The sequence below is a fragment of the Legionella bozemanae genome, assembly GCF_900450575.1.
Lineage (GTDB): Bacteria > Pseudomonadota > Gammaproteobacteria > Legionellales > Legionellaceae > Legionella > Legionella bozemanae.
Genome location: NZ_UGGY01000006.1, coordinates 1 through 21193 on the forward strand (window position 1 = coordinate 1; position 21193 = coordinate 21193).

Sequence of the window (21193 nt, forward strand, 5' to 3'; positions counted from 1 at the left end):
GCTTCATCGTACTTGGGGCCATAAGCAGGCGCTTCATACGCCTGTTGGCCCTCAATAATTGCAAAATTATCACTATCATCAACAACAGGTGCTTCTGACCAACAGGCCAAAGGAAGCATCAATATAAAACCTGTAGCGATAATGTGTTTTTTGCAATTTATCATCTTGTTGCCTCATAAGTAAATTCTACACGTCGATTTTGTGCATGCGACGCTTCATCATGTCCTAAATTAATTGGACGCTCTTTACCATAGCTCACAACACGAACTTGTTGTCTGTTAACACCAGCCATACGTAAAATGTCAGCTACAGTATTTGCACGACGCTCGCCAAGGGCTACGTTATATTCACGGCTACCACGCTCATCTGTATGTCCAGCTACTAACACACGCGCACCAGGGTGTGTCTTTAAGTATTCTGCCTGAGCATTAATTGATGGTAAATATTTGGGAGCCAAATTACTGTCATCATAAGAGAACAAATACAATTGATTATGAGGTGCCTTAGTTGTATAAGATTCACCTGGTTCTTGACCAGCAAAATGAGTAAATTGTCCTAGACCTTGAGCCTCAGCCTCGCTCACGCCTACTCCTCCTTCCGCACTACCTGGTGCTTTAGAACAAGCAACAACGAAAACAGCACTCGCCACAAGCAGGCCTAATTTACCTAATGATCCGGCTTTCATCCTCAATCTCCTTCGTTCTTTTTATTATTAATACACTTCGAAATACCCTTACAGGGTTCATGGGGGCACATTGTACAATTCTTTTTATTTTTTGGCTACAGTAATACTACCCATTCAATATCATTGATCGTAGCCTGGGTGAAGCGCAGCGGAACCCGGGATCGAGAAACTCATTAAGCTCAGAAACCCGGGTTCCGCTGCGCTTCACCCAGGCTACGATCGAAAATTCATACTCTAGTGTTCCATGTGAGATGCCACAAAATGAGTCAGGGCCGCGGTAAACTGTTGGGTTGCTTTATTTGCTGCGATCACTCCCCCATAGGGTGTATCGCTGGGACACAGAATCCGTAAATTAATAATTTTTGAAGCTAAGACGTTATTATCACTAACATGAGTTAAACAACTTTGGCTGAAAACTCAAGAACGCTTGGTTTTTTAAGAAAGTTTTGTTGCAGAGAAAGTAATTGAGTATCTAATCGATAAGTTGCACCTAAAGTATACGCATTGGAAGTAACCGCTTCAAAAAGATTTGTCCGTTGTAAGCTTTGCAGATTAAAGGGTAAAGCATATCCGCAGGTGGATTTACCCATGCATTTTTTACAAAAGGTTCCAGTGCATAGGGTTTTTTAACATAAAGCATCTGCTCTGTTTGATACCGGCAGCAGCATCAGGCGTAGTAACCAACAAAGTAATAGGCATGGGTTTTTTAGCCAACTGTTTTGTACTGTATGCACTTAGTTGATATTGATTCTTTACAGAGATTTTAACTGGCGAGCACGCACTAAGTACTACTGCGCTTAAGCCCACAAGAAATACAGTCAGCTTTTTCATTTTTATTCTCCAGGCCCAGGTTTTGGTGGCTTAGTTCCACGAATAACCACAGCAGGGTTTTGACGCATTTCACTACTCACTTTTTCCAAATTTGCAGAAATTGTGTTCAATCGTCGTAATAAGATTACAGCAGGCGGCAGCGCTTCCTCAGAAATTTTATCTATGGCATTTTTCCCTGTGCCCATTGTTTTTGATACACTATTCCCAGCTTGACTCAAGCTTTCCGCCATAGTATTAAATTTAGATATTCCACTCTTAATTCGGTAAGCATGTGCGGAAAATCACGGCTTGTTTTGGCAAGATTATCCATTAAAGCATTAAGATTTTTGCCATTACGTGAAGATCTTTAGAAAAATGATCAACATTAGTTAAGATATGACGTATATGTTTTGCATTTTCTTCATTAAATATTCGTTTTGCTTCATCACTTACAGTGCCTACATCTTCAGAAACCTTTTTTAAAATGCTATCCAATTGAGTGAATACAGAAGGTTTTGAAGGAATAACTGGGAATGGTTCACCAGGCATTTGATGAATTGGTGTCAGATCAGAAGTACTTGCGCTCAAACCAATATAAGTGACGCCGGTAATTCCTTGTGAATTTAATGTAGCATAAGTACTGGTCGTAACGGGCGTCCCCTCTTCGATATTTAACAAAATTTCAACTTGCCTCGGATCACTTTGATTCAATTTTATTTCTTTTACATAACCAACTTGCACTCCATTAAATTTTACTGGGGCATCTTTGGTCAGGCCAGAAGCTGCCTCATGCATATAAACGGTGTAGGTAGAATATTTTTTTTGATTAAAACCAACAGATAACCACAACATTGTAGCCACCAGCCCTACCAGTAATATAAGTACGACTACACCTACTATGGTGTAATTGGTTTTAGCTTCCAAGAATTCTGTCTCCAGTTACATTTTACTAAAATAACCTGCAATTATTTTATTCTTATTCTTTATCAAATCATTAATCGGCTCAACACTTAAGATTCTTCCATCGCCGATAAGGCTACTCGATCTGTAGTTCGTTTAAAGATTCTATATCATGACTCACCATAACTATAGTGAGCTTTAAAGAATCTCTTAAAAAAACAATCAACTCATCAAAAAGTCTTGCGCTCAAGGGATCTAAGCCTGTAGTCGGTTCATCTAAAAACAACAACTCCGGATCCATTGCAATGGCACGTGCTGCAGCGGCTCTTCTTTGCATTCCGCCACTCAATTCTGATGGTAATTTACCTGCAGCTTCTTTGGGTAAGCCTACTAAAGCGACTTTTAGCAAAGCCAGTTCATACATAAACTCATAATCCAGATTAGTAAATTCTCGCATAGGAAACATAACATTTTCCAACACATTCATTGATGAAAATAATGCGCTATGCTGAAAAAGCATTCCCCATCGCCGACGAAGCAAAAACGATTGTTCTGCATCCAGATTACTAATATCTTGTCCAAATATTTTAATACGACCAGCCGTAGGCTTCAGTAACATCAGTAAGCTACGTAATATCGTTGTTTTTCCACTCCCTGAACGCCAATAATAGCTAAGATTTCCCCTTTTTCTACAGTCAAGTTCACATCGCTATGGACCCATTGACCTCCGAGACAATTCTTTAGTCCTTTAATTTCGATAATGGGCTCGCTCATCTATAAATGCATCCGACTATAAATAACTGAATAAATTGCATCAGCAATAATAATTAGAAATAGTGCTTGTACTACACTTCTGGTAGTTTGGCTCCCAATATTTTTTTCCGTACCGGCTTCTACTCTAAACCCTTGATAACAACCGACTAAGCTTATTAACAATGCAAATGCGGGGGCTTTATAAAGACCTAAATTCAACTGCGAAAGTCCAACAGAGTCTCTTAATCGTTGTAAGAAATCAACAAAACTGATGCCCAACATATTATTGGACATGATCATCGCACCTAAAATACTAAAAACATCAGACCAAAAAATCAATAAAGGGAACGCGATCAACAACCCCAGAACTTTAGGGAGCACTAATAATTCAGTGGGGGAAAGTCCATCGTTAATAGTGCATCTACTTCTTCATTTAGTTTCATACTGCCAATTTGTGCTGTAAATGCGGAACTGGTGCGTCCAGCAACAATAATTGCCGTCATTAACGGTGCAAATTCACGAAAAATAGCCATACCTGATAAATAGGCAATAAAGCTGTTGGCCCCATATGTTTGCAATTGCAATCCCATTTGATATGCCAAAACCACACCAATTAGAAAAGAAAGCAAAGCAAGGATAGGTAAAGCAGTCACGCCTGTAGCGTGAATATTTGCAATGATACTGGGTAATTGAAAACGGCGCCAATTGCCAAATGCATTAAACATTTTAGTAGTCAAATCACCAACTAAAGCGAGAAGGCCATCTATTTGACGAAATTTGCTTTCTGATTCTTTCCCCAATTGATAAAATACATTTTCTTTAGGCGGAGAAGGTATTTGATAACCTAATACGTCTTTTTTTGATTTAATTAAATCGACAAGTTGCTGTTGTGTTTCGGTAAAATCTGTCAGTTCAACCTGATTTTTTCGTTGTTCCAGCGTGCCAATGCATTTAATAAGGGCCAAGGCGCCTGCACTATCAAAATAGCTGATACCTTCACCGCTAATAGTCACTTTTGAGTTTTAGGCAGCTCATCTACATTAAATCGAGCTAATAAATTTTCAATTTTTAAAACAGACCAGGCACCCGTACAGTGAAATCTGGCAAGTTCCTTATCGTAAGTGATTTGCGCGCTGTTTTGTACCATAGTCTTTTGTGTTGAAAAATAACCTCAAAGAATAATATGAATATTCTAGAAGAACAAAAACAATAGAACATGGTAACACAATAACAAGATATTCGGGTAGGGCAAAAAATATAGTCTGAGTGCGAAACAAACCTCAGACTACTTATTTCTTATAAACGATTAAAAGGTTGCTTTTACGGAACTAATTGCATTACCTAGGTCGTTAATTTGTGTCCCCCATCGGTTGTTGCGGGTTTAAACATCGATAATTCATGCACACGGATCGAAGAACCTATGCGAGCAAACCCGGAATTTATAAGTTCAACCAAATCATCTAAGAACTTTTCCCACCAGCCACGGTATGCCCGCAATGTTTTCACATCATTATTCTTCTCATCGCCTAGGATTTTTTGGCTATTTAATTTAAAAGAGTCTAAATCCCCATCCCGAATGTACTGATTAACTAATTTCGCTATCTGCTCATGAATGCTTCCGGCAGCTTTTGCAGCGTCTCGATATTTCGCCTCTCTTTGTGGATCATTCTTCCTACGATACTCTTTAGCTTTCGTGTCATATTTTGTTTGCTTTGCATAAAGTGTTCTTAGTTTTTCTTTAACCTCATTAAGCTGAGCATTTCTATGCCTCCTGGCTTTCTGATCAACTTGCTTTTCGTGACGCTGTTTTTCCTGCTCCTGCATTTCCTGAAGCTGCTTTTCATTCCAAGTGATGTGCCTGAATTTTGGTTTTACATCAACAGGAGCCACAAATGCTCCACTTTTCTTTGTTACTGACCGAGTTAAACTCTCCCCCTCTTCTTCTTTAAGAAGTTCTTCAGTAGTTTTAGTTTGTATAAGAGGAGTGCCCTTCGCTTTTTCTGTAACAACTTTGGCTTGTGTGCCTAAATCCTGCTCGTTAATAGGAGGAAGTTCATCTGAAACATGCTCTTCTGGCAATAAATCGGTAACATCTTTTTTTACTGATTCATGAACACTTGGTGAGGGTTCAATAAGTGTTATTGGAAAAAATCGTGCATTTAATTTTTCCGTTAGACTTCGGATCTCATCATCCATTCTACTAATAACTTCGCTATGATACGGAGTTAAATTAGCAGGCTTGGGATTTTTCCTCTTTTTCTCTTCATATTTGCTTGAAAAAGTCTCAAATTGCGCAGCAGATTTGCATTTCTGCAATTGCTCAATGTATATCGTTCTCATACTCGAAGCGGATTCAAAAGCCTTTTTTTCCTTAGCATCTTTCCCCATGATATCTCCAACAAATAACAATCCAAATTAAAATGCTCTCAATTTACACTCCATGCTAAAAAAACACCAGAAAATTTAAATTAAAAAACAATCGCCTGGTACAAAAAAGCACCACTAGATTATCGAATAATCATAAAAAACAAAAACAGCACATACTAGCGTAACACATGTTATGGCTTTATCCGCATACAACAATTGATAAATTTATAAATAAAGCAGATAAAAAATACAGATTACGATGAGCATTTACTGGATTGAATAGGCATTTGTAGAAAACCTTTGCACTTTATACATAGAGACGACTTGTAAATAAAACAAAATCATATAATACCGATGATTTCAGGTAGTTTGCATCTCTGTTTTATGATAAAATTGCTTTTATTTTTTTCAAGAAACTAAAATCAGGTATGCAAGAAAATTACAGCCAATTTGAACAACGCAAACATGGCATTACAAAACTTGCGTCAATGCCGGCTACTCAAAGGAGAAAGCATGCCTTTATCTTCTAATACTGATGAGCTATTTCGCGGATTTTCCAAACTCTCTCGAGAAGAACGCTTCAAGCGCTTGTTAGCACTAGGAGCCATAACTTCTGAAGATATTTCTTTTCTTAAAAGCGGTGGTATAAAAGATCTGAATTTAGCAGATAAACTGATTGAAAATGTAATCGGTTATTTTCAGCTTCCTTTGGGAGTAGCAACTAATTTCAATATCAATGGCCAAGACTATGTTATTCCAATGGCTGTTGAAGAAACATCCATCATTGCAGCCTTATCCAAATCTGCTAAATGGATTAGACAATGTGGCGAAATAAAAACCTGGGTTCAAGGCGAATGCATTTTGGGTCAAATTCAATTGGCAAAGGTTAAAGATTTCTCTAAATTTTCCCAGATTTTTCATGAAAATCGAACCTATCTGATTAATAGAGCAAACAAAGATGTGGCCGATAACATGGTAAAACGTGGCGGTGGTGTCATGGACTTGCAATTACGCCAGCTAAAAAGAGAAGATAATCAAGACATGGCCGTAATTCATTTGACTATGAATAGCTGTGATGCCATGGGAGCCAATATTATTAATCAAGTTCTTGAATACTTAAAAACACCTATAGAACAGTTAACTGGTGAAGAAGTCACCATGTGTATTTTATCAAACCTAAATGATCAAAAGTTAACAACCGCTCAAGTTACGATACATACTATCGATAATGAACTTGGCCAAAAGCTGCAAGAAGCATCGCTCTTTGCCGAAATGGATCCTTATCGAGCAGCTACCCATAACAAAGGGGTAATGAACGGTATTGATCCTGTTTTAATCGCAACTGGAAATGACTGGCGCGCAGTTGAAGCAGGAGTACATGCCTATGCCGCCCGCAATGGACAATATCAAGCAATTACACGTTGGCGCTATCACAATGGAATACTCACAGGACAACTTACCGCTCCGATTATTGTTGGAACCATAGGCGGCGTTACCTCATTGCACCCTACCGCAAAAATGTGTTTACGAATGATGAATATTTCTTCGGCGAATCAATTAGCTCAAGTCATTGCAGCAGTGGGTTTGGTACAAAATTTGGGAGCAATTAAAGCATTATGTACCGAAGGTATTATTCAAGGCCATATGAAATTACACATTGATAATCTGCTTTTGGCAGCAGGCGCCAATGAAAGTGAAATGCCAGTGCTTAAAGAACATTTGCAAAAATGGTTGGATTTACATAAAAGAATTAGTCTTAATAATGCTCATGATTTACTAGCTAAAATCAGACAAACACCGATTGCTGTATGAAATGGTCAATACCCGCAAAAACCTTTTTACTGGGTGAATATGCTGCTTTAGCTGAAGCCTCTGCACTTCTTCTAATGACCGCCCCCTGTTTTGAACTTACATTAACTGCGCAAGAAAAGTTAGTTGGAATTCACCCAGAATCTCCAGCTGGACTTTGGTGGCTGCAACAAAACTCAGGACAAGGTCTTTTGTGGCATGACCCTTATGCAAGTCGAGGGGGCTTAGGCGCCTCCAGTGCACAATTTTTGGCAAGCTATTTAGCGGCTTGTTTTGTAAATAGCACTGAACCTGATTTAAATAAAATGCTAGGTGCTTATTATAAATCATCATGGTTCGGAAAAGGCTTAAAGCCTAGTGGATATGATGTAATAGCACAGTCACAACAAGGATGTGTATACATTAATAAACAACAAAGAATAATAAAGTCTTATAACTGGCCTTTTCAAGATTTGTCGTTTTTTCTCATCCATACCGGGATGAAACTTGCCACTCATCATCATTTACAAGACTCTACCCTTCCTGGTCCGATCGATTATTTATCTTTTTGGTAGATGAAGCAAAACAAGCATTCGAACAGATTGATTCCAAAAAATTGATTTCAGCCATAAACAACTATCATCAAAAATTAACCGAGCTCAATTTGGTAGCAGAACACAGTTTAAAATTTATTAGTGAGTTTAAAAAATGCCCAGAAATATTGGCAACTAAGGGTTGTGGCGCTTTAGGTGCGGATGTTTTACTGCTCATTACTTCAGCAGACGAGGCTCAGATCCTTGCTGATAAACTAAAAATACAAAACTGGACTATACTGGCTACCGAAAAAAATATTTATTTTCAACCCCAATTAACTCAGGAATTTTCTTTTTTATAGAGCATCAATTTTGTATAAAAAAAATATTTGTACCCTTAAAAATAACAAAAATAATAGAAACATCATAAAAAGACTTGAAATTCTGTGCTAATCCGGTATTATTCCAGCCTCTTTAGGGCCGTTAGCTCAGGTGGTAGAGCAGGAGGCTTTTAACCTCTGTGTCATAGGTTCGAATCCTATACGGCCCACCAGTTTTAGAGTACCATTTTAAAAAATATTTTGTCCTGCGGGCCGTTAGCTCAGGTGGTAGAGCAGGAGGCTTTTAACCTCTGTGTCATAGGTTCGAATCCTATACGGCCCACCATTCTGGTAACTAATTTTCAATATCAACCAGAAGCAAGTGGCAAAATATTAAATCCATACCCCATTGCGCTCGTAGCTCAGCTGGATAGAGTACTTGGCTTCGAACCAAGGTGTCGGGGGTTCGAGTCCCTCCGAGCGCGCCATTTAAAATCAAGGACTTATCTACCAATTGTGTCATTAAAACCAATTTACTGTGGCAAAAACGTGTCATAAACCCGTGCCCTTAAAACCAAATACTCTAGTCAAAGTGCGCTATGAAGACGTTCTGCCGCGTTCTGTAGATGATCACTAGAAAGGTGTGCGTAGCGCAAAACCATTTCATAATTTGACCATCCCCCAAGTTGTTGAAGCTCATGTAAAGGTGTACCATTTTGTACATGCCAGCTTGCCCAGGTATGACGTAAGTCATGCCAACGAAAATTTTCGATCCTTGCTCGATCTAAAGCTTTTCGCCAAGCATGGTTATTACACCGGGTAACTGGTTTCCCTTGATAGGTAAAGACATATACTGGATGTTTTCCTTGCTGAGCATCTAAAATAGCAAGAGCCTGTTTATTCAATGGCACAGGAATGTCACGTTTTGATTTAGACTCATCAGCATGAATCAGCGCATGCTTTTTAGCTAAATTTATTTCGCTCCATTTTAATTGTGTCACATTGGACTCTCGAAGGCCTGTCGCTAATGTAAACGCTGCCATATCTTTTAAATGTTCTGGCAGCTCTTTTAGCAGGCAATTAGCCTCCTGTTTTGTAAGCCAGCGTATACGCTTATTTTCAACCTTTCTCATGCGAATAGCTGGAATTGATTCAAGCCAACCCCACTCTTTTTGAGCGCGGTTTAAAATGGCTCGAATTAACTCAAGAATTCGATTCACCGTAGTAAGCGATACATTCGTTTTCTCTTTTTTCTTAGCAATTGCTTCGATAAGATCGCGATCAACCTCTGAAAGTTTTTTATTTCTTAAATGTTGATCGAGCCATGCAAAATGAATTTTATCGGTAGCTAGACTTCGTTTATGTTTTGACTCTTCTAGCCATCTTACTACTGCATCCATCCATGTTTTATTCGGTATAGACTTTACTTGCTTTTCTAACCAAAGCCCATGTTTCATTTGGTCATGAAAATGTTGTGCTTCCTGCTTTATTTCAGTCCCAGTACTTTTACGTATTCTCTTTCCTTGATGGAAGATATCGATCCACCAGATTCCATCTCTTTTGTAGAGTGCCATTTTGTATTGCTCCTATAGGCGACACCCTGCAATGCATCGCAACTAGAGTACTTGTTTCTTAAATACATCACAAGATCTTGTTCTAAAAATACCCAGCTTCTACCTATCTTTACTCCAGGTAGTTCACCTGATGCAGCCATTCTTCGGATAGTTTCCCTGTGAGCTCCTAGAAGCTTTGAAGCCCCTTCAATATTTAAAGTATTCATATGCAAGCCCATTTAAAACCCTGGTGCACATATTGTTTATTAGTATTGAGCTCAAGAATTAAATGATAAAGCCCCACAAGATCCCTTTCGTAAGATAGGTTTGTTGGCATCAACTCATCGAAATAAATTGAATGTAATTGTCTTATTGAGCAGTTTAATAAAGTAGCAATATCTTTTAGAGTATAGTTGGTTGACTCTAATAGATAATTAATGATGCTCTTACAGATTTGTAGCCTAAAATTATTTTCCACAACGAATACTCCTTTTCAACTTATTCTGTAGATAGGTACAGAAAATGCTTTAAACATATTTTTTATCTCAATCGATTTTTTATGTGTTACTGTTCATTCAACTTATGTGTATAATAAACGTTAGATAAACAATACACACGAATATAAACGATTTCGTTTATAATAAACAATTTTGTTTATTTTTCAAGGTTTTTTATGGATATAAAATCAAAAATAGGATTAAGAATTAAAGAGTCGCGAAAAAACAAAAAACTTACAGCCGTACAATTGGCTGAAGTTACTGGTTTTTCAACGCAACGAATTAGTAATTGGGAAAGAGGAACAAGATCGCCCAGGTTTAAAGATGCAGAGATACTCGGTAATGCATTAGGTGTTTCTTCAACATGGTTATTATTTTTAGATACTGACCACAAGCCTATGAAGGATAATCCCTTCCTAACAATCCCTATCATCAATGCCTCGTCTAAAATTGAAGGTTATCTCCCAATACCCTCATCAATTCAAGACAATATAACTCATGAAGATTTTGCATTTATCGTGCATGATAAAAGCATGTCCCCTATTTATAATTCGGGTGACTTAGTTACTTTTTGTAAACAAAAACAAAACCATTGCGACTTAGTGCTGATTCATATTAAGGCTACAGATGAGAACTTATTTAGAAAAATAAGCTCTGAAGACAATACATTTATATGCTCACCACTCAATCCAGATTGGCCACAAATACGATTTGAATCAGCATCAATGTTTCAAATCATAGGTTGGGTCAAGAATGGAACTAAGGTATTTTATTAATTAAACTTCCTAGATTTACAATCATTAATATTTCATCATTTGAAAATCCCTTTTTCAGAACAAGCTTTTTTAAAGATATCCCTAATATCTCGGATAATGTAACAAGATTGTGTTCTGTACTACTCAAGATTTTATCAATAACCTGAACTGCAATACACTCTCCATTAATACCTTGTTCACCTACAATCATCATGATCAAAATCCTTATTACGATACAACAACGTACTTTACTTATTTGACAAGCATGATCAGATTAGAACATAATACGCCCGTCATTTACATCACTAAAATATTTGGCAAATAAGCATTTTTGTTCAAAATAACAATAACTTAATTAACAATGATACGAATATGGAATTTTGTAGGAATTTTACTAAAGTATGTTGGGATGAAATTAAAGAGGAAGTAAAACGCTCTAACTCTGAGTTTTTTTACTTAGTTGATGAAATCGCGCCTGGAAAAGATTTCCCACTTTATATTTTTAACTTTGGGTATGGTGATTTGATTGGAGATTCTGAAACCTTTTATATTCCACACCAAGGAAAGCTTCAAACCCTTAATAATTTTTCATCTCTAGAACCAATTACGAAAGACCTCTTTTATGGATTTCATAGTTGTCCATTAGGTCTGGTATTAGATAAAGGCTTTGAATGGTACTTAAGAGGTAATGCAGAAAATGAAACACATCCTGTTTACATAGATAAAAAAGGGGATTTTTTTAACATTGGGCATATAACACAGATAAAACCACTTAAACGATACTTGCCTAATGGCATACTGTCTGTAAAGGCTGGGGCACAAACCACCCTTGTAACACAAAATATTGGATGCAAAAGAAGCCATAATCGTCTTATTCGATCTGGAATTGATTGTACCATCCCCAATTCATACCATGATCACAGTGAGTTCTTTAAACGAATTTACCAATCTTGCCCCTCTGAAAGTAAATGGCGGGCCTCCATCATTTACTTTTCTGAAAAATGGATAGATAACATTGTTAACAATCCTGAGTGGATCAATATTAATAAATATTTCTTTAAATATTATCTACATTATTATGCTTACACCTACTACGGAGACTATTATCAACATATTTTTAGGGTTGCTTTTGATAAGTCAAATTTAGAGCGAGATTTTTTTATTCAAGATACTGCTAAATATATCTTTGAAATTCTCATAGGTGAAAAATATGGGTTTTCATTTACCAATACCGATGAGTTCTTGCCTGCATCATGGATAAGCTACGTTTTAAAAGACATTTATAAGCTAAAAACAGAACCTTCTATATTAATACCTAAAAAGCACGTTGAAAAAATCCAGTATATTTTTCGCTTCAACATCCTATTTTTAGACCATACCAAGGGTTGTCCAGAAAAAAAGCAACCTTAATTTCCGAGCTTGAAAATATAAAATCGTTACAAATAAATATAAAGACTTATTTTCCTCTGCTCATGAAGAATGGGCCGATACAGTTCTTGAAGAAAAGGCCAAGAAAGCTCAATTTGTTTATTACCATGGTTTTGAGAACAAACAAAATTGGCTTTCAGACATTGATTATTTATTCAAAAATGATCCTGGAGTACATCATTTAAGTAATGATACTTTTTGTCAAGATGCGCCTTTTTTTAAAGGATGCATCTCAATAAACAGCTTCTAAGCGCTGTGCTCTTTTAGAATTAAATACTAAGAAGGCACTCATAAAACAAAGCAAAGAAGATATTGTCCAGGCGCTTTGGGCATTAAAATAATACATTGCTACTCCTGATATGAGAGGGCCAATCATCATGCCTAATGAATATGCGCTACGCCACGCCCCTATTCCTAAGCCACTGTGGTTAGAGCTTCCATATTGATGACATAATGCAACGGAGTATGCCATGAACAACATCTCACCAAGAGTAAAAACTAAAAGCGAACAAAACATTCCTAGTATTGTAGAAGAGAGGCCCATAGCAAATGTTGATGCCCCTAATAAAATACAGCCAATACAAGCAACTATATGTTTATTGAATCGCTCAATCCGTTTTGATAATTTTACTTGGAATAATGCAATTAAAATGGGATCGGTTGCGAAAAAAAATCCAATGATTAAAGAATTTCCTATTGTTTCGTTTAAGTGAATTCCTAGTACGGTTTTTTGTATCCCATAAGTTAAGCCGATGCAAAATACCGAAAATAACATTGGAATAAGCGAGCTATAGATTGTCTCAATTTCTTCTTTATTACTGGGTATTGCAGCTACATCATGATTACTGATTTCTAATTTTATAAAAATTACTATTGAAAACAATATCAAAGTAACGCCAACCAAAATCATTGCTAATTTAAAATAATTTTGCGCTAAAAGCATGATTAATACCATTGCCACAATACCACCAGTATTTTCCAGTGCGTTTTTATAGGATTGGGCGATCGTTAAACTGTGGTTGGTATTTCTTGAAATCTGCAACAAAGATGAATTACTGCAAGTGATAAATAAATTGATTCCAAATCCCATTAAAAATACAAAGACAACAGATAAGTGAAAAGAACTTACTTTTGCTAAAATAACAAACGCTATGCCTATGAGTAAGAAACTTGTCCCAATTATACCCTTTGCTTGTGCTTTTCCCGTAACGTATCCACCACATATGCTGCCCAAAATAGCTCCAATCCCCATTGAAAAGCCTAAGAAGCCTATATTTAATTTATTAAAATTGGTGCTTACACTAAAAAAATACGCAATATGGTAAGATAGGCCACCTCCAATAGCCTCTATAAAAGAAAGAATCAATAATAACTTACAAGTGACTGGTAAATCACTAAAAGAAAAACCTACTTTAGAAGAGCTGGCTGTTGAGCTCATTGTAATCCCTCACATTAAATAAAAATTAGATACATCCACTTAAACTATGCCATTTGATTTAATAACTTTAATGCATCAGAACTCGGCACTCGTAGTATTTCATCGGGAGGAATATACAAAGTAGATAGTGTTGTTAACTTCTGTCTATCAAGTTGCTTTAAATCAAATTCAGATATCTTTGGATGAGTACCAGGATAAAGAGCAGCTTCGTAGACAATAGCCTTTTTTCCTTTTTTATAGAGCTTGATTAACTTTTTTTTAATAAAATTGATGGCTTCCAAATTGACTGTATTCGTTGGTAAACCCAAATTTCCAACCATACCAATCTGATAAATCACTACATGAGAAGAAGTATCTACTGATTTATCATACAAAAGATATTCCGTAGCATCAAAGGACTGGATACCTCCAGATGCAGGATCAAATCGAAGATCAGCATATAAACAATCTTGAGCTGAAATACCGGGACACACCACTGTTTTAATGCTATCACTAAGCACAGATAAAGCAAGCAAGCCAGGAGTGGCAAACACACATGGATGGCCATATATAACAACACATAGAGAGCCTACATCTTCTATCGCTCTATGAATATATTGTGCCACATTATTATAAGCATTTTCTCTTGATTTAGAGTTAAAGTAGATTGAATCCAGTGACTCTGATGATTTCGCTAATTTACGAATATAACGCTCTAGCAAGGGTTCATTAACTAAATACAATACCTTGTCGCAAGTACAAATATATCCTTTTGCTTCCTCTGTAATATGAGCTATTGTTTTAATTCCAGTGCCAACTAATGCTAAAACTTTCACTTAAGTCCCTATTGGGTCACTGGAAACACATGGCTCATATCCGAATACGGGATCACATGACTCATATCCGAAAAATTCTTTTTACCAGTGATTAACTCCCTGATTTTATGGGTATCTGAGTTTTTATATGATTCAACCAAGCTTTTACTTAAAATCCAATCCTCTAAAATCGCTGTATCAAGGAGAGGATTTCTCACCAATGCCTCAACTGCATCTAATAATTCCATAGTCCCTCCAAAATTTGGTAATCAAAATTTTGTACTATTTAATTTTATAAAAATTTAGATCATTATCCTATCAAAAATCAACCATTATCAAAAAATCTTTCATTTCAAATAACAGGTCAGTGCATAAAACATCGTTATGGACTGACTTGCATTATTCCACAAATGTATGTTTTTTTGAACACTAATTATTTTGCACTTGGTAGTATATCTCCCCTGATAAATCAATATGCTATAATCAATAACTCGTTATTTGGATAGATAATCTGAGAGCCTATAAGGAATCAAGGTGGCCATTTTTATAAGCTCTGGCAAATGCAAGCAGAGGGGTTTATTCCACGTGTCTTAGCATGACCGATATTTTATTTTTCTATACTAAAAATTTCTGTCGTCAGTTAAAATTTTAAAAAAAAGAGACTGTGAAATAAAATGAACCATCAACAAATGATATCGCTTTGTAATCTTTTTCAATTAGGTGTTCCTTTAAATGCTCCTAAAAGAATACATGGCGGATTGCTGCATACCATGTGGCGCATCAACACAGATGAAGGCTCTTACGCCATTAAACAACTGTCCCCGCATATTAATCTAGCGAATGAAGCCATTATAAAAAATTACAATTTAACCGAATCCATTGCCTCACGCTTTATTGAACATGGTATCCCAGGAGTATCAGCAATAGACCATATGGATAATTATCTTGAAATTATTGATGGCGTTGGATTTCTGATTTATCCATGGGTAAACGCCGAACCACTACATAAGGATGCAGTTTCTGAAGTTCATGCATTGAAAATTGCTAATATTCTTGCAAAAATGCACCTTATTAATCTTATTGTGCCAGAAATTACCGAGCTTGAATTTGATATTCATCCAAACGATAAGCTTATTGAGCTAATCCAAAAAGCTAATCTCTGTAATTGTCCTTTTGCGAATGAATTGACAGCACTTCGACAAGATATCATTTCAATAAATACAGCTTTTCAAAATTCTCTACCCGCGCTTAAAAAGCATATACTCATAAGTCATGGGGATCTGGATCAAAAAAATGTTTTATGGGATAACAACCGTCCAATACTAATTGACTGGGAATGTGCCCATAAACTCAATCCCACACACGAGATTGTCGATACAAGCTTAAACTGGAGTGGTATTACTACGCATTTTGATGAAGAATTATTTATTAAAATGATGCGCGCTTACACAACATCAGGAGGCTATTTGAATAAAGATATCCTACAAGCAGCTTTTAACGCAGTTCAAGGCAACTGGATTAACTGGATGGTTTACAATATAGAGCGTTCATGTGTGATGGAAGAATCAGAACAACAAACTATGGGTATTGAGCAGGTCAATCAAGTGTTGAAAACAATTATTAATTTAAAAAATATTGCTCCAAACCTAATGATCATGCTGTAGCACTAATGGAGATGGCATTATGAATAAAAAACACAAAGACAGAAGGGTTTGAAGTGAACCAATATGACCATTAAAATTGAAACATCAAGGATGTTTTTGCGTTTGATTAAGGATGAGGACTTAGACCTAGTAGCTCAACTTAATGCAGAACGAGAAGTTAGAAAATTCTTTCCTGATGGAACACAAGATCGAGAGCAGACTAAACAAAGAATAAAACAGATTATAAATCTTATAAAGATAAAGGATTACCTGGATTTGTTATATTCAATAAGCTGACTCATGAATTCATTGGACGATGTGGATTTGGACCAATTGAAACAGGGGAAATTGAAGTTGGATACCTTATTGTAAGAAAGTTTTGGGATATGGGTTATGCATCTGAAGCACTAGAAGCACTTCTTGAATGGAGTAAAATAAATATCAATTCTGATTATATTATTGCTTTTGCACCACTCAAACATAGTGCATCACATCGAGTAATGGAGAAGTGTGGTATGGAATATTATAAAGATGATCTTGGCCATGGTGTTACGTGTAAATTTTATCGTTCCAAAAATAAATAATTTATAAAACAGGCCACACGCATGACAAAAATTACAACAGAAGAAGCCGCATTAAAATTAGCTGTACTTATCGATGCTGATAATGCTCGAGCAGTCATTATTGATGGTCTTTTAACTGAGATTGCTAGTTATGGAGATGCGATTGTAAGAAGAATTTATGGCGATTTCACCTTGCCATCTAGCGCACAATGGAAAAAGGTATTGCATAAATACGCTATAAAACCAGTACAGCAGTTTGCTTTTACTTCTGGAAAAAATGCAACGGATAGCGCGCTTATTATTGATGCTATGGATCTACTTTATACGCATCGTTTTGGTGGTTTTTGTATCGTGTCAAGTGATAGTGATTTTACAAGCCTTGCTAACCGTATTCGTGAAGAAGGGTTGCAGGTTTTTGGATTTGGAGAGAAAAAAACACCAGAGGCATTTCGTAATGCCTGCAATAAATTCATTTTCACTGAAGTACTACGCCCTGTAGCACCACCTGATCAACCAATTAGTCAATCAAAAAAGAGAAAACAGCCTGTTAAACAAACGAAAACTAATGAGCCCTCAGCACAAGAATTTCCAAAAGAATTTATTCTGGAAGCATTAAATAACTCATACGATGATACTGGCTGGGCATACATTGGAACATTTGGTGGCTATTTAACTAAGTTAAAACCAGACTTTGATTCCAGGCTTTATGGTTTCAAAAAGCTGAGTGATTTGGTTAAAGGAAAACCAGAGATTTTTGAAACAGAAGAACGAGTCAATCCTGGATCGAACACAAAAGTTTTATATTTACGTGGTAAACAAGAATAACGTGGAAATGATTAATGAATCTATTAGAAAAAATTGCAGCATTAGAAAATGAAGCTGCTGAATTTGGTTTTCAGTGGGAAACGACGGATCAGATTATGGCTCAAATCCAAAGTGAGTGTATTGAAGTCGATGAGCATTTAAAGGCTGGAATTAATGATAACTCATCTGCTTTGCAAGAAGAAATAGGTGATTTATTGCATGCCGTGTTTTCACTGTGTGTATTTTGTAAATTAGATCCCAAAGATACACTGCAACAATCTGTGGAAAAATTTGAGCGGCGGCTTCGCGCTGTCAAAATGATTGCTCATGAAACGAAACTCATTAATTTAGAAGGACAAACTTTTGATGAGTTGATGTCTATCTGGAAACAAGCAAAGAGTAGAGTGGGTTAAACCGGGTGATCATGGTGTAAATTGATAGCTGAAATTTAGATTCAACATTAAATCACAAACACGCAATTGATCCGCGCTTAATAAAAAATAGTCAGATTCACATAAAACTTGATCTGAAAATTAATGAACAAGACAACTCTAAAAAGAAAACAGCACACCTTACGCAACTGGTTGCAGTATGTGTAGCCCTTTGTATTTATTAAAGATAAATACACATTTGCAAATTTTGACTGCAAAACACAAAATATTGGTTAATGAGCAATCAAAAACCAATATGCAATTGTGCATCATTTTTAATACTTTGTGAGTTTTTTCTGATGCAGATCTGCATACCACCACTCATAACCTGTTGAAATATATAGCCTAATATGATCTAATTATAACTAGATGTGGCGTGCATGGATGCATCAGACAGACATCCAACACAATCGCAAAAAGAGGTTATATTATGGCTAGAATCACTGTTACCTTACCAGACAATCTTCATAAGCAAATCATTAAAATAGCTGGTAAGGAAAATGACTCACTCTCTTATACGACAACTCGGCTTGTTGAAATTGGACTGATGGTTATGAACAGTAAGTCCGAAAATAAAGATGAGCAAAAGACTGCAAACATTGAAGAGTATTGCCAAAAGCTCATTATTCAAATTAATGGTATTATTAAAGAAATTGCCATTGATAAATTTAATTTTGGTGATGATAAAATAGTTCAAATAACCAAAGATACCTTAAGCAAATTTAATAAATTAAAAGGTATTCAACAGGAATCACTATAAGACTTTTAACATACTCTGTCATATTCCTGGTAGTCCCAAGATATCAAATCCCCTTAAGATAGATATTATTTCGTTTGACTTTACTTGAAAAACCTATTCAATTCTTTAATAATCTACTTAAATATGAAACCTATATTTTTTGAAATAAAACTATCGGGTTCGTAATCAAAAGGTCGGGAATTCGATTCTTCTCAGCGGCATTGAGTTTTCTTAAGAAAATTACTTCTTGTGGGACACTCTCGGGGCACTAGCCATAATAGCATACACCAGCCATATCCATAATACTGTATTATAATTAACCAAAAGCATTTGACTTTAATACATTGTCATTGAGATATGGAGAAATTTAATGGATATTATTGCTGCATTTCGCTGGGAAAGCTCAAAAGACAAATCTCTAAGCTATCTGATCATTGATGAAGACTTCAAAAAAAGGGTTGAACCTAAAATCATTAAACTTAATCACTTAAATTTTGAGTTATTCCAGAAAGAAGCCAAAGAATTTATAAGAGAATTTTATAGCCAAATTGAAATGTTGTATTTCCAAAATAAAAACAATTGTTCTATTCTAATAGAATATAAAATTGTTGGTTCCGGAAATATGTTAGTCATTTCAAACTAAAATGCATAAGCCTAGTGATAAAACTGGATTTATTCGAATGGTATTTCATAATTACTTTCAAAAAGTAAATGATCAAATAAAATCTATCCAACTTGCTCCTCAATACCGTACTAAATTAAAAAATCCTTTTTTAAAACAATTTAAGGTAAGTTTAGAAGATTGTGAGCTTGTTAAAAATAAAAAAGGAAAAGCTTATGAACAGCATTTGTGGGCTTTAGCCCTCCATGCAACAAAGTCAACTTATCCTCGGCAAATAAAAAAACTACGTGATAAGATGCTCATGCAAGAGAAAGGGATTGAGATAAAACCAAAGAAGCGTCATATATCAGAGAATTAGCAATCAATACTTCAGATTTTAGGTTGCGCAATAAACGAAAAGCCATTATTGATATAATAGGTGAACACTTGTTATTAAACAGCTCACCTCTTTGAAGTACTAGATGTAACTCTCTCCTTCTTATTAAAATTATTTGACTATTCCCATTCTCCAAAGCTTCTCTAAGATTTTTAGTAGCTCCTTGAATACTTAAAAGAACTGAACCAATTAAAAATTCGGATTTTCGACTGATGTTGCTATCAAGTTCCATAATAAAGTTATATCCACTAAAAAACAAAATATTTGAACACTATTTGCACATATAACCAAGGGAATTTTATGTTTTCTATTAAATATATAGTTTATAAATTAGTCTAGTTGAATAAAAATAATCCTAAAGAGGTATTGTAATATCAAAATAAAGATTTATAATTATATTAAGTGGATTGGGGGTTCCCGGTCGGCGTTATAGCCTTGGTGAAGACCAGGGCTTTTCGCTTTTTAGGGAAAGCATTTTAAACCGTAACCTTCTATTTTACCGTTAAAACTTCTAAATTTAGGTTTTATTGCGTCATAAGCCCTATTTCCTTGATCTGGATTTAGCTGATGTCTTCCAATTGGTCTACCTACTAAATCGGCCAATTGAAGTCCGCAGGAGTTTACTGATTTTTTTGCAAATATAATTTCAAAAGGTAGATTAGTACCTAAATAATTATCATAGTCACAACATCTTCTAAAGGCTAACTCCAATTCATTGTCTTCTCTTCTGCCCCTTTCTTCAAACACCAGATATGTTTTTAAATCGGTTTCGCCTTTCTCTTCTAAAAATTTATAGAGTCTTTCAAGATTAAATTTCATGCTCAAGGTATATGGATTTTGAGGATAGAGATATTGCTCATTATGTCTTTGTTTATTTATTACAGTGGAAATTAAGGTAAAAGGAGATTCTTGTATAAAATTTGTAAGGTCATCCATAAATTCATTCCTAATTTGTTGGTTGTTCAACCTTTGAAATGGTCTAATGGCTTGTCGAATCTCTCTTTCATGAAAAACAACCATATCATGACCAAAATATTTAAATTTTATTTTCTGTAGTTTAGAAACAATAGTTTTACAGTAGTCTTCTTTGTTAAAGATGCAAAAGGCCAAAACAAATACTGGGTAATGCTCGTCTATATCGGTAAGATTATGATCACCACTTTCGTCTACATAAACTATGTAGTTACTATATTTACTTTCCATAATAAGTCCCTTAATCCTTTAGATTAAGTATGGCAAAAAATTAAACACAAAACTTGGTTTTCCATCTTTTTTTTATTTTTGCGATTGTAAATCGTCCTAAAATGGCCCCAAAGAAATATCTATACGATATGTTTAATAAGGCTATTTAATTTCATAAGATTAATTATCAATGACAAACATTTTCAGTGCGA

Annotated in this window: 20 protein-coding genes, 3 tRNA genes and 5 pseudogenes; 14 read left to right on the plus strand and 14 right to left on the minus strand. The window is 35.7% G+C overall.

Annotated features, from left to right (window positions below; all coding sequences use genetic code 11):
• Positions 1-160: 160 nt before the first annotated feature.
• The 7 genes and pseudogenes from pal to DY223_RS18640 form a co-directional block, all read right to left on the minus strand.
• Positions 161-685 carry a peptidoglycan-associated lipoprotein Pal gene (pal, locus tag DY223_RS18615; protein WP_058459421.1) on the minus strand — a complete coding sequence of 175 codons (525 nt, stop codon included), beginning with the start codon at positions 683-685 and terminating at the stop codon, positions 161-163.
• A gap of 234 nt (positions 686-919) precedes the next feature.
• Positions 920-1516 (minus strand): annotated as a pseudogene (locus DY223_RS18620) (ABC-type transport auxiliary lipoprotein family protein).
• Between the two features lie 2 nt (positions 1517-1518).
• Positions 1519-2419 (minus strand): annotated as a pseudogene (locus DY223_RS18625) (MlaD family protein).
• A gap of 15 nt (positions 2420-2434) precedes the next feature.
• Positions 2435-3169 (minus strand): annotated as a pseudogene (locus DY223_RS18630) (ABC transporter ATP-binding protein).
• Positions 3170-3873, minus strand: a pseudogene (locus DY223_RS19845) (MlaE family ABC transporter permease).
• A 284-nt stretch (positions 3874-4157) separates the two neighbouring features.
• Positions 4158-4295, minus strand: coding sequence for a hypothetical protein (locus DY223_RS19850; protein ID WP_259293232.1), 138 nt, complete (start codon positions 4293-4295; stop codon positions 4158-4160).
• 194 nt (positions 4296-4489) lie between these two features.
• Positions 4490-5536 (minus strand): hypothetical protein, encoded by a 1047-nt coding sequence (locus tag DY223_RS18640; RefSeq protein ID WP_115684406.1) that lies wholly within the window; start codon positions 5534-5536, stop codon positions 4490-4492.
• A gap of 492 nt (positions 5537-6028) precedes the next feature.
• On the opposite strand from DY223_RS18640, the gene DY223_RS18645 reads away from it, so the two are divergent.
• The 5 genes and pseudogenes from DY223_RS18645 (at position 6029) to DY223_RS18665 (ending at position 8644) form a co-directional block, all read left to right on the plus strand.
• Positions 6029-7327 (plus strand): hydroxymethylglutaryl-CoA reductase, degradative, encoded by a 1299-nt coding sequence (locus DY223_RS18645; protein WP_058459426.1) that lies wholly within the window; start codon positions 6029-6031, stop codon positions 7325-7327.
• Positions 7324-8198: pseudogene (locus DY223_RS18650) on the plus strand (hypothetical protein). The gene DY223_RS18645 and the pseudogene DY223_RS18650 overlap by 4 nt, the downstream one beginning before the upstream one ends.
• 115 nt (positions 8199-8313) lie before the next feature.
• A tRNA-Lys gene (locus DY223_RS18655) sits at positions 8314-8389 on the plus strand.
• 37 nt (positions 8390-8426) lie between these two features.
• Positions 8427-8502 (plus strand) — tRNA-Lys (locus DY223_RS18660).
• Between the two features lie 65 nt (positions 8503-8567).
• Positions 8568-8644 (plus strand) — tRNA-Arg (locus DY223_RS18665).
• Between the two features lie 99 nt (positions 8645-8743).
• On the opposite strand, the gene DY223_RS18670 is transcribed toward DY223_RS18665, so the two are convergent.
• Together DY223_RS18670 and DY223_RS18675 are read right to left on the minus strand one after the other, a co-directional pair.
• Positions 8744-9730, minus strand: a complete 987-nt coding sequence (locus DY223_RS18670; protein WP_058459428.1) for a tyrosine-type recombinase/integrase — start codon at positions 9728-9730, stop codon at positions 8744-8746.
• Entirely contained in the window at positions 9643-9948 is a 306-nt protein-coding gene (locus DY223_RS18675; protein ID WP_058459429.1) for a helix-turn-helix domain-containing protein, read from the minus strand. The genes DY223_RS18670 and DY223_RS18675 overlap by 88 nt, the downstream gene beginning before the upstream one ends.
• 434 nt (positions 9949-10382) lie before the next feature.
• Between DY223_RS18675 and DY223_RS18685 the strand changes: the two genes are divergently transcribed.
• Positions 10383-10982, plus strand: coding sequence for a helix-turn-helix domain-containing protein (locus DY223_RS18685; RefSeq protein ID WP_058459431.1), 600 nt, complete (start codon positions 10383-10385; stop codon positions 10980-10982).
• Here DY223_RS18685 and DY223_RS18690 read toward each other — a convergent pair.
• A complete protein-coding gene (locus DY223_RS18690; protein WP_058459432.1) occupies positions 10966-11175 on the minus strand; it encodes a hypothetical protein in 210 nt (69 codons plus the stop codon). The genes DY223_RS18685 and DY223_RS18690 overlap by 17 nt on opposite strands.
• 308 nt (positions 11176-11483) lie before the next feature.
• On the opposite strand from DY223_RS18690, the gene DY223_RS18695 reads away from it, so the two are divergent.
• Positions 11484-12371, plus strand: a complete 888-nt coding sequence (locus DY223_RS18695) for a hypothetical protein (protein WP_259293233.1) — start codon at positions 11484-11486, stop codon at positions 12369-12371.
• A gap of 250 nt (positions 12372-12621) precedes the next feature.
• On the opposite strand, the gene DY223_RS18700 is transcribed toward DY223_RS18695, so the two are convergent.
• The 3 genes from DY223_RS18700 to DY223_RS18710 are packed head-to-tail and all read right to left on the minus strand — an operon-like array spanning position 12622 to position 14869.
• A complete protein-coding gene (locus DY223_RS18700) occupies positions 12622-13827 on the minus strand; it encodes an MFS transporter (protein ID WP_058459434.1) in 1206 nt (401 codons plus the stop codon).
• Positions 13828-13871: 44 nt separating this feature from the next.
• Complete coding sequence (locus tag DY223_RS18705) at positions 13872-14642, minus strand: SAM-dependent methyltransferase (protein WP_058459435.1); 771 nt, start codon at positions 14640-14642, stop codon at positions 13872-13874.
• 8 nt (positions 14643-14650) lie between these two features.
• Entirely contained in the window at positions 14651-14869 is a 219-nt protein-coding gene (locus tag DY223_RS18710; protein ID WP_058459436.1) for a hypothetical protein, read from the minus strand.
• A gap of 426 nt (positions 14870-15295) precedes the next feature.
• Between DY223_RS18710 and DY223_RS18715 the strand changes: the two genes are divergently transcribed.
• From DY223_RS18715 to DY223_RS19650, 7 genes are all read left to right on the plus strand, one after another.
• Complete coding sequence (locus DY223_RS18715; RefSeq protein ID WP_058459437.1) at positions 15296-16285, plus strand: aminoglycoside phosphotransferase family protein; 990 nt, start codon at positions 15296-15298, stop codon at positions 16283-16285.
• Between the two features lie 287 nt (positions 16286-16572).
• On the plus strand, positions 16573-16848 hold the full coding sequence (locus tag DY223_RS19640) for a GNAT family N-acetyltransferase (protein ID WP_235810537.1): 276 nt from the start codon (positions 16573-16575) through the stop codon (positions 16846-16848).
• A gap of 21 nt (positions 16849-16869) precedes the next feature.
• The gene (locus DY223_RS18725; protein ID WP_058459438.1) at positions 16870-17652 is read left to right on the plus strand and encodes an NYN domain-containing protein; all 783 of its coding nucleotides are present in this window, start codon (positions 16870-16872) and stop codon (positions 17650-17652) included.
• 14 nt (positions 17653-17666) lie between these two features.
• The gene (locus DY223_RS18730; protein WP_058459439.1) at positions 17667-18044 is read left to right on the plus strand and encodes a MazG nucleotide pyrophosphohydrolase domain-containing protein; all 378 of its coding nucleotides are present in this window, start codon (positions 17667-17669) and stop codon (positions 18042-18044) included.
• Between the two features lie 448 nt (positions 18045-18492).
• On the plus strand, positions 18493-18822 hold the full coding sequence (locus tag DY223_RS18735) for a hypothetical protein (RefSeq protein ID WP_235810514.1): 330 nt from the start codon (positions 18493-18495) through the stop codon (positions 18820-18822).
• Positions 18823-19171: 349 nt separating this feature from the next.
• Complete coding sequence (locus tag DY223_RS19645; RefSeq protein WP_058459440.1) at positions 19172-19444, plus strand: hypothetical protein; 273 nt, start codon at positions 19172-19174, stop codon at positions 19442-19444.
• Between the two features lies 1 nt (position 19445).
• Positions 19446-19781, plus strand: coding sequence for a hypothetical protein (locus tag DY223_RS19650; RefSeq protein WP_058459441.1), 336 nt, complete (start codon positions 19446-19448; stop codon positions 19779-19781).
• A 480-nt stretch (positions 19782-20261) separates the two neighbouring features.
• On the opposite strand, the gene DY223_RS18745 is transcribed toward DY223_RS19650, so the two are convergent.
• Positions 20262-21002, minus strand: coding sequence for a DUF3800 domain-containing protein (locus DY223_RS18745; protein ID WP_058459442.1), 741 nt, complete (start codon positions 21000-21002; stop codon positions 20262-20264).
• Between the last annotated feature and the right edge of the window lie 191 nt (positions 21003-21193).

What these genes read in the sequence shown, in the direction of transcription:
- DY223_RS18715 (WP_058459437.1), top strand. Translation starts at nt 15,296, where the DNA reads ATGAACCATCAACAAATGATATCGCTTTGTAATCTTTTTCAATTAGGT.
- DY223_RS19645 (WP_058459440.1), top strand. Translation starts at nt 19,172, where the DNA reads ATGGATATTATTGCTGCATTTCGCTGGGAAAGCTCAAAAGACAAATCT.
- DY223_RS18675 (WP_058459429.1), bottom strand. Translation starts at nt 9,948, where the DNA reads ATGGGCTTGCATATGAATACTTTAAATATTGAAGGGGCTTCAAAGCTT.
- DY223_RS18690 (WP_058459432.1), bottom strand. Translation starts at nt 11,175, where the DNA reads ATGATGATTGTAGGTGAACAAGGTATTAATGGAGAGTGTATTGCAGTT.
- DY223_RS18745 (WP_058459442.1), bottom strand. Translation starts at nt 21,002, where the DNA reads ATGGAAAGTAAATATAGTAACTACATAGTTTATGTAGACGAAAGTGGT.
- DY223_RS18730 (WP_058459439.1), top strand. Translation starts at nt 17,667, where the DNA reads ATGAATCTATTAGAAAAAATTGCAGCATTAGAAAATGAAGCTGCTGAA.
- DY223_RS18645 (WP_058459426.1), top strand. Translation starts at nt 6,029, where the DNA reads ATGCCTTTATCTTCTAATACTGATGAGCTATTTCGCGGATTTTCCAAA.
- DY223_RS18725 (WP_058459438.1), top strand. Translation starts at nt 16,870, where the DNA reads ATGACAAAAATTACAACAGAAGAAGCCGCATTAAAATTAGCTGTACTT.
- DY223_RS18700 (WP_058459434.1), bottom strand. Translation starts at nt 13,827, where the DNA reads ATGAGCTCAACAGCCAGCTCTTCTAAAGTAGGTTTTTCTTTTAGTGAT.
- pal (WP_058459421.1), bottom strand. Translation starts at nt 685, where the DNA reads ATGAAAGCCGGATCATTAGGTAAATTAGGCCTGCTTGTGGCGAGTGCT.
- DY223_RS18710 (WP_058459436.1), bottom strand. Translation starts at nt 14,869, where the DNA reads ATGGAATTATTAGATGCAGTTGAGGCATTGGTGAGAAATCCTCTCCTT.
- DY223_RS18735 (WP_235810514.1), top strand. Translation starts at nt 18,493, where the DNA reads ATGGCTAGAATCACTGTTACCTTACCAGACAATCTTCATAAGCAAATC.
- DY223_RS18685 (WP_058459431.1), top strand. Translation starts at nt 10,383, where the DNA reads ATGGATATAAAATCAAAAATAGGATTAAGAATTAAAGAGTCGCGAAAA.
- DY223_RS18640 (WP_115684406.1), bottom strand. Translation starts at nt 5,536, where the DNA reads ATGGGGAAAGATGCTAAGGAAAAAAAGGCTTTTGAATCCGCTTCGAGT.
- DY223_RS19850 (WP_259293232.1), bottom strand. Translation starts at nt 4,295, where the DNA reads ATGGTACAAAACAGCGCGCAAATCACTTACGATAAGGAACTTGCCAGA.
- DY223_RS18670 (WP_058459428.1), bottom strand. Translation starts at nt 9,730, where the DNA reads ATGGCACTCTACAAAAGAGATGGAATCTGGTGGATCGATATCTTCCAT.
- DY223_RS19650 (WP_058459441.1), top strand. Translation starts at nt 19,446, where the DNA reads ATGCATAAGCCTAGTGATAAAACTGGATTTATTCGAATGGTATTTCAT.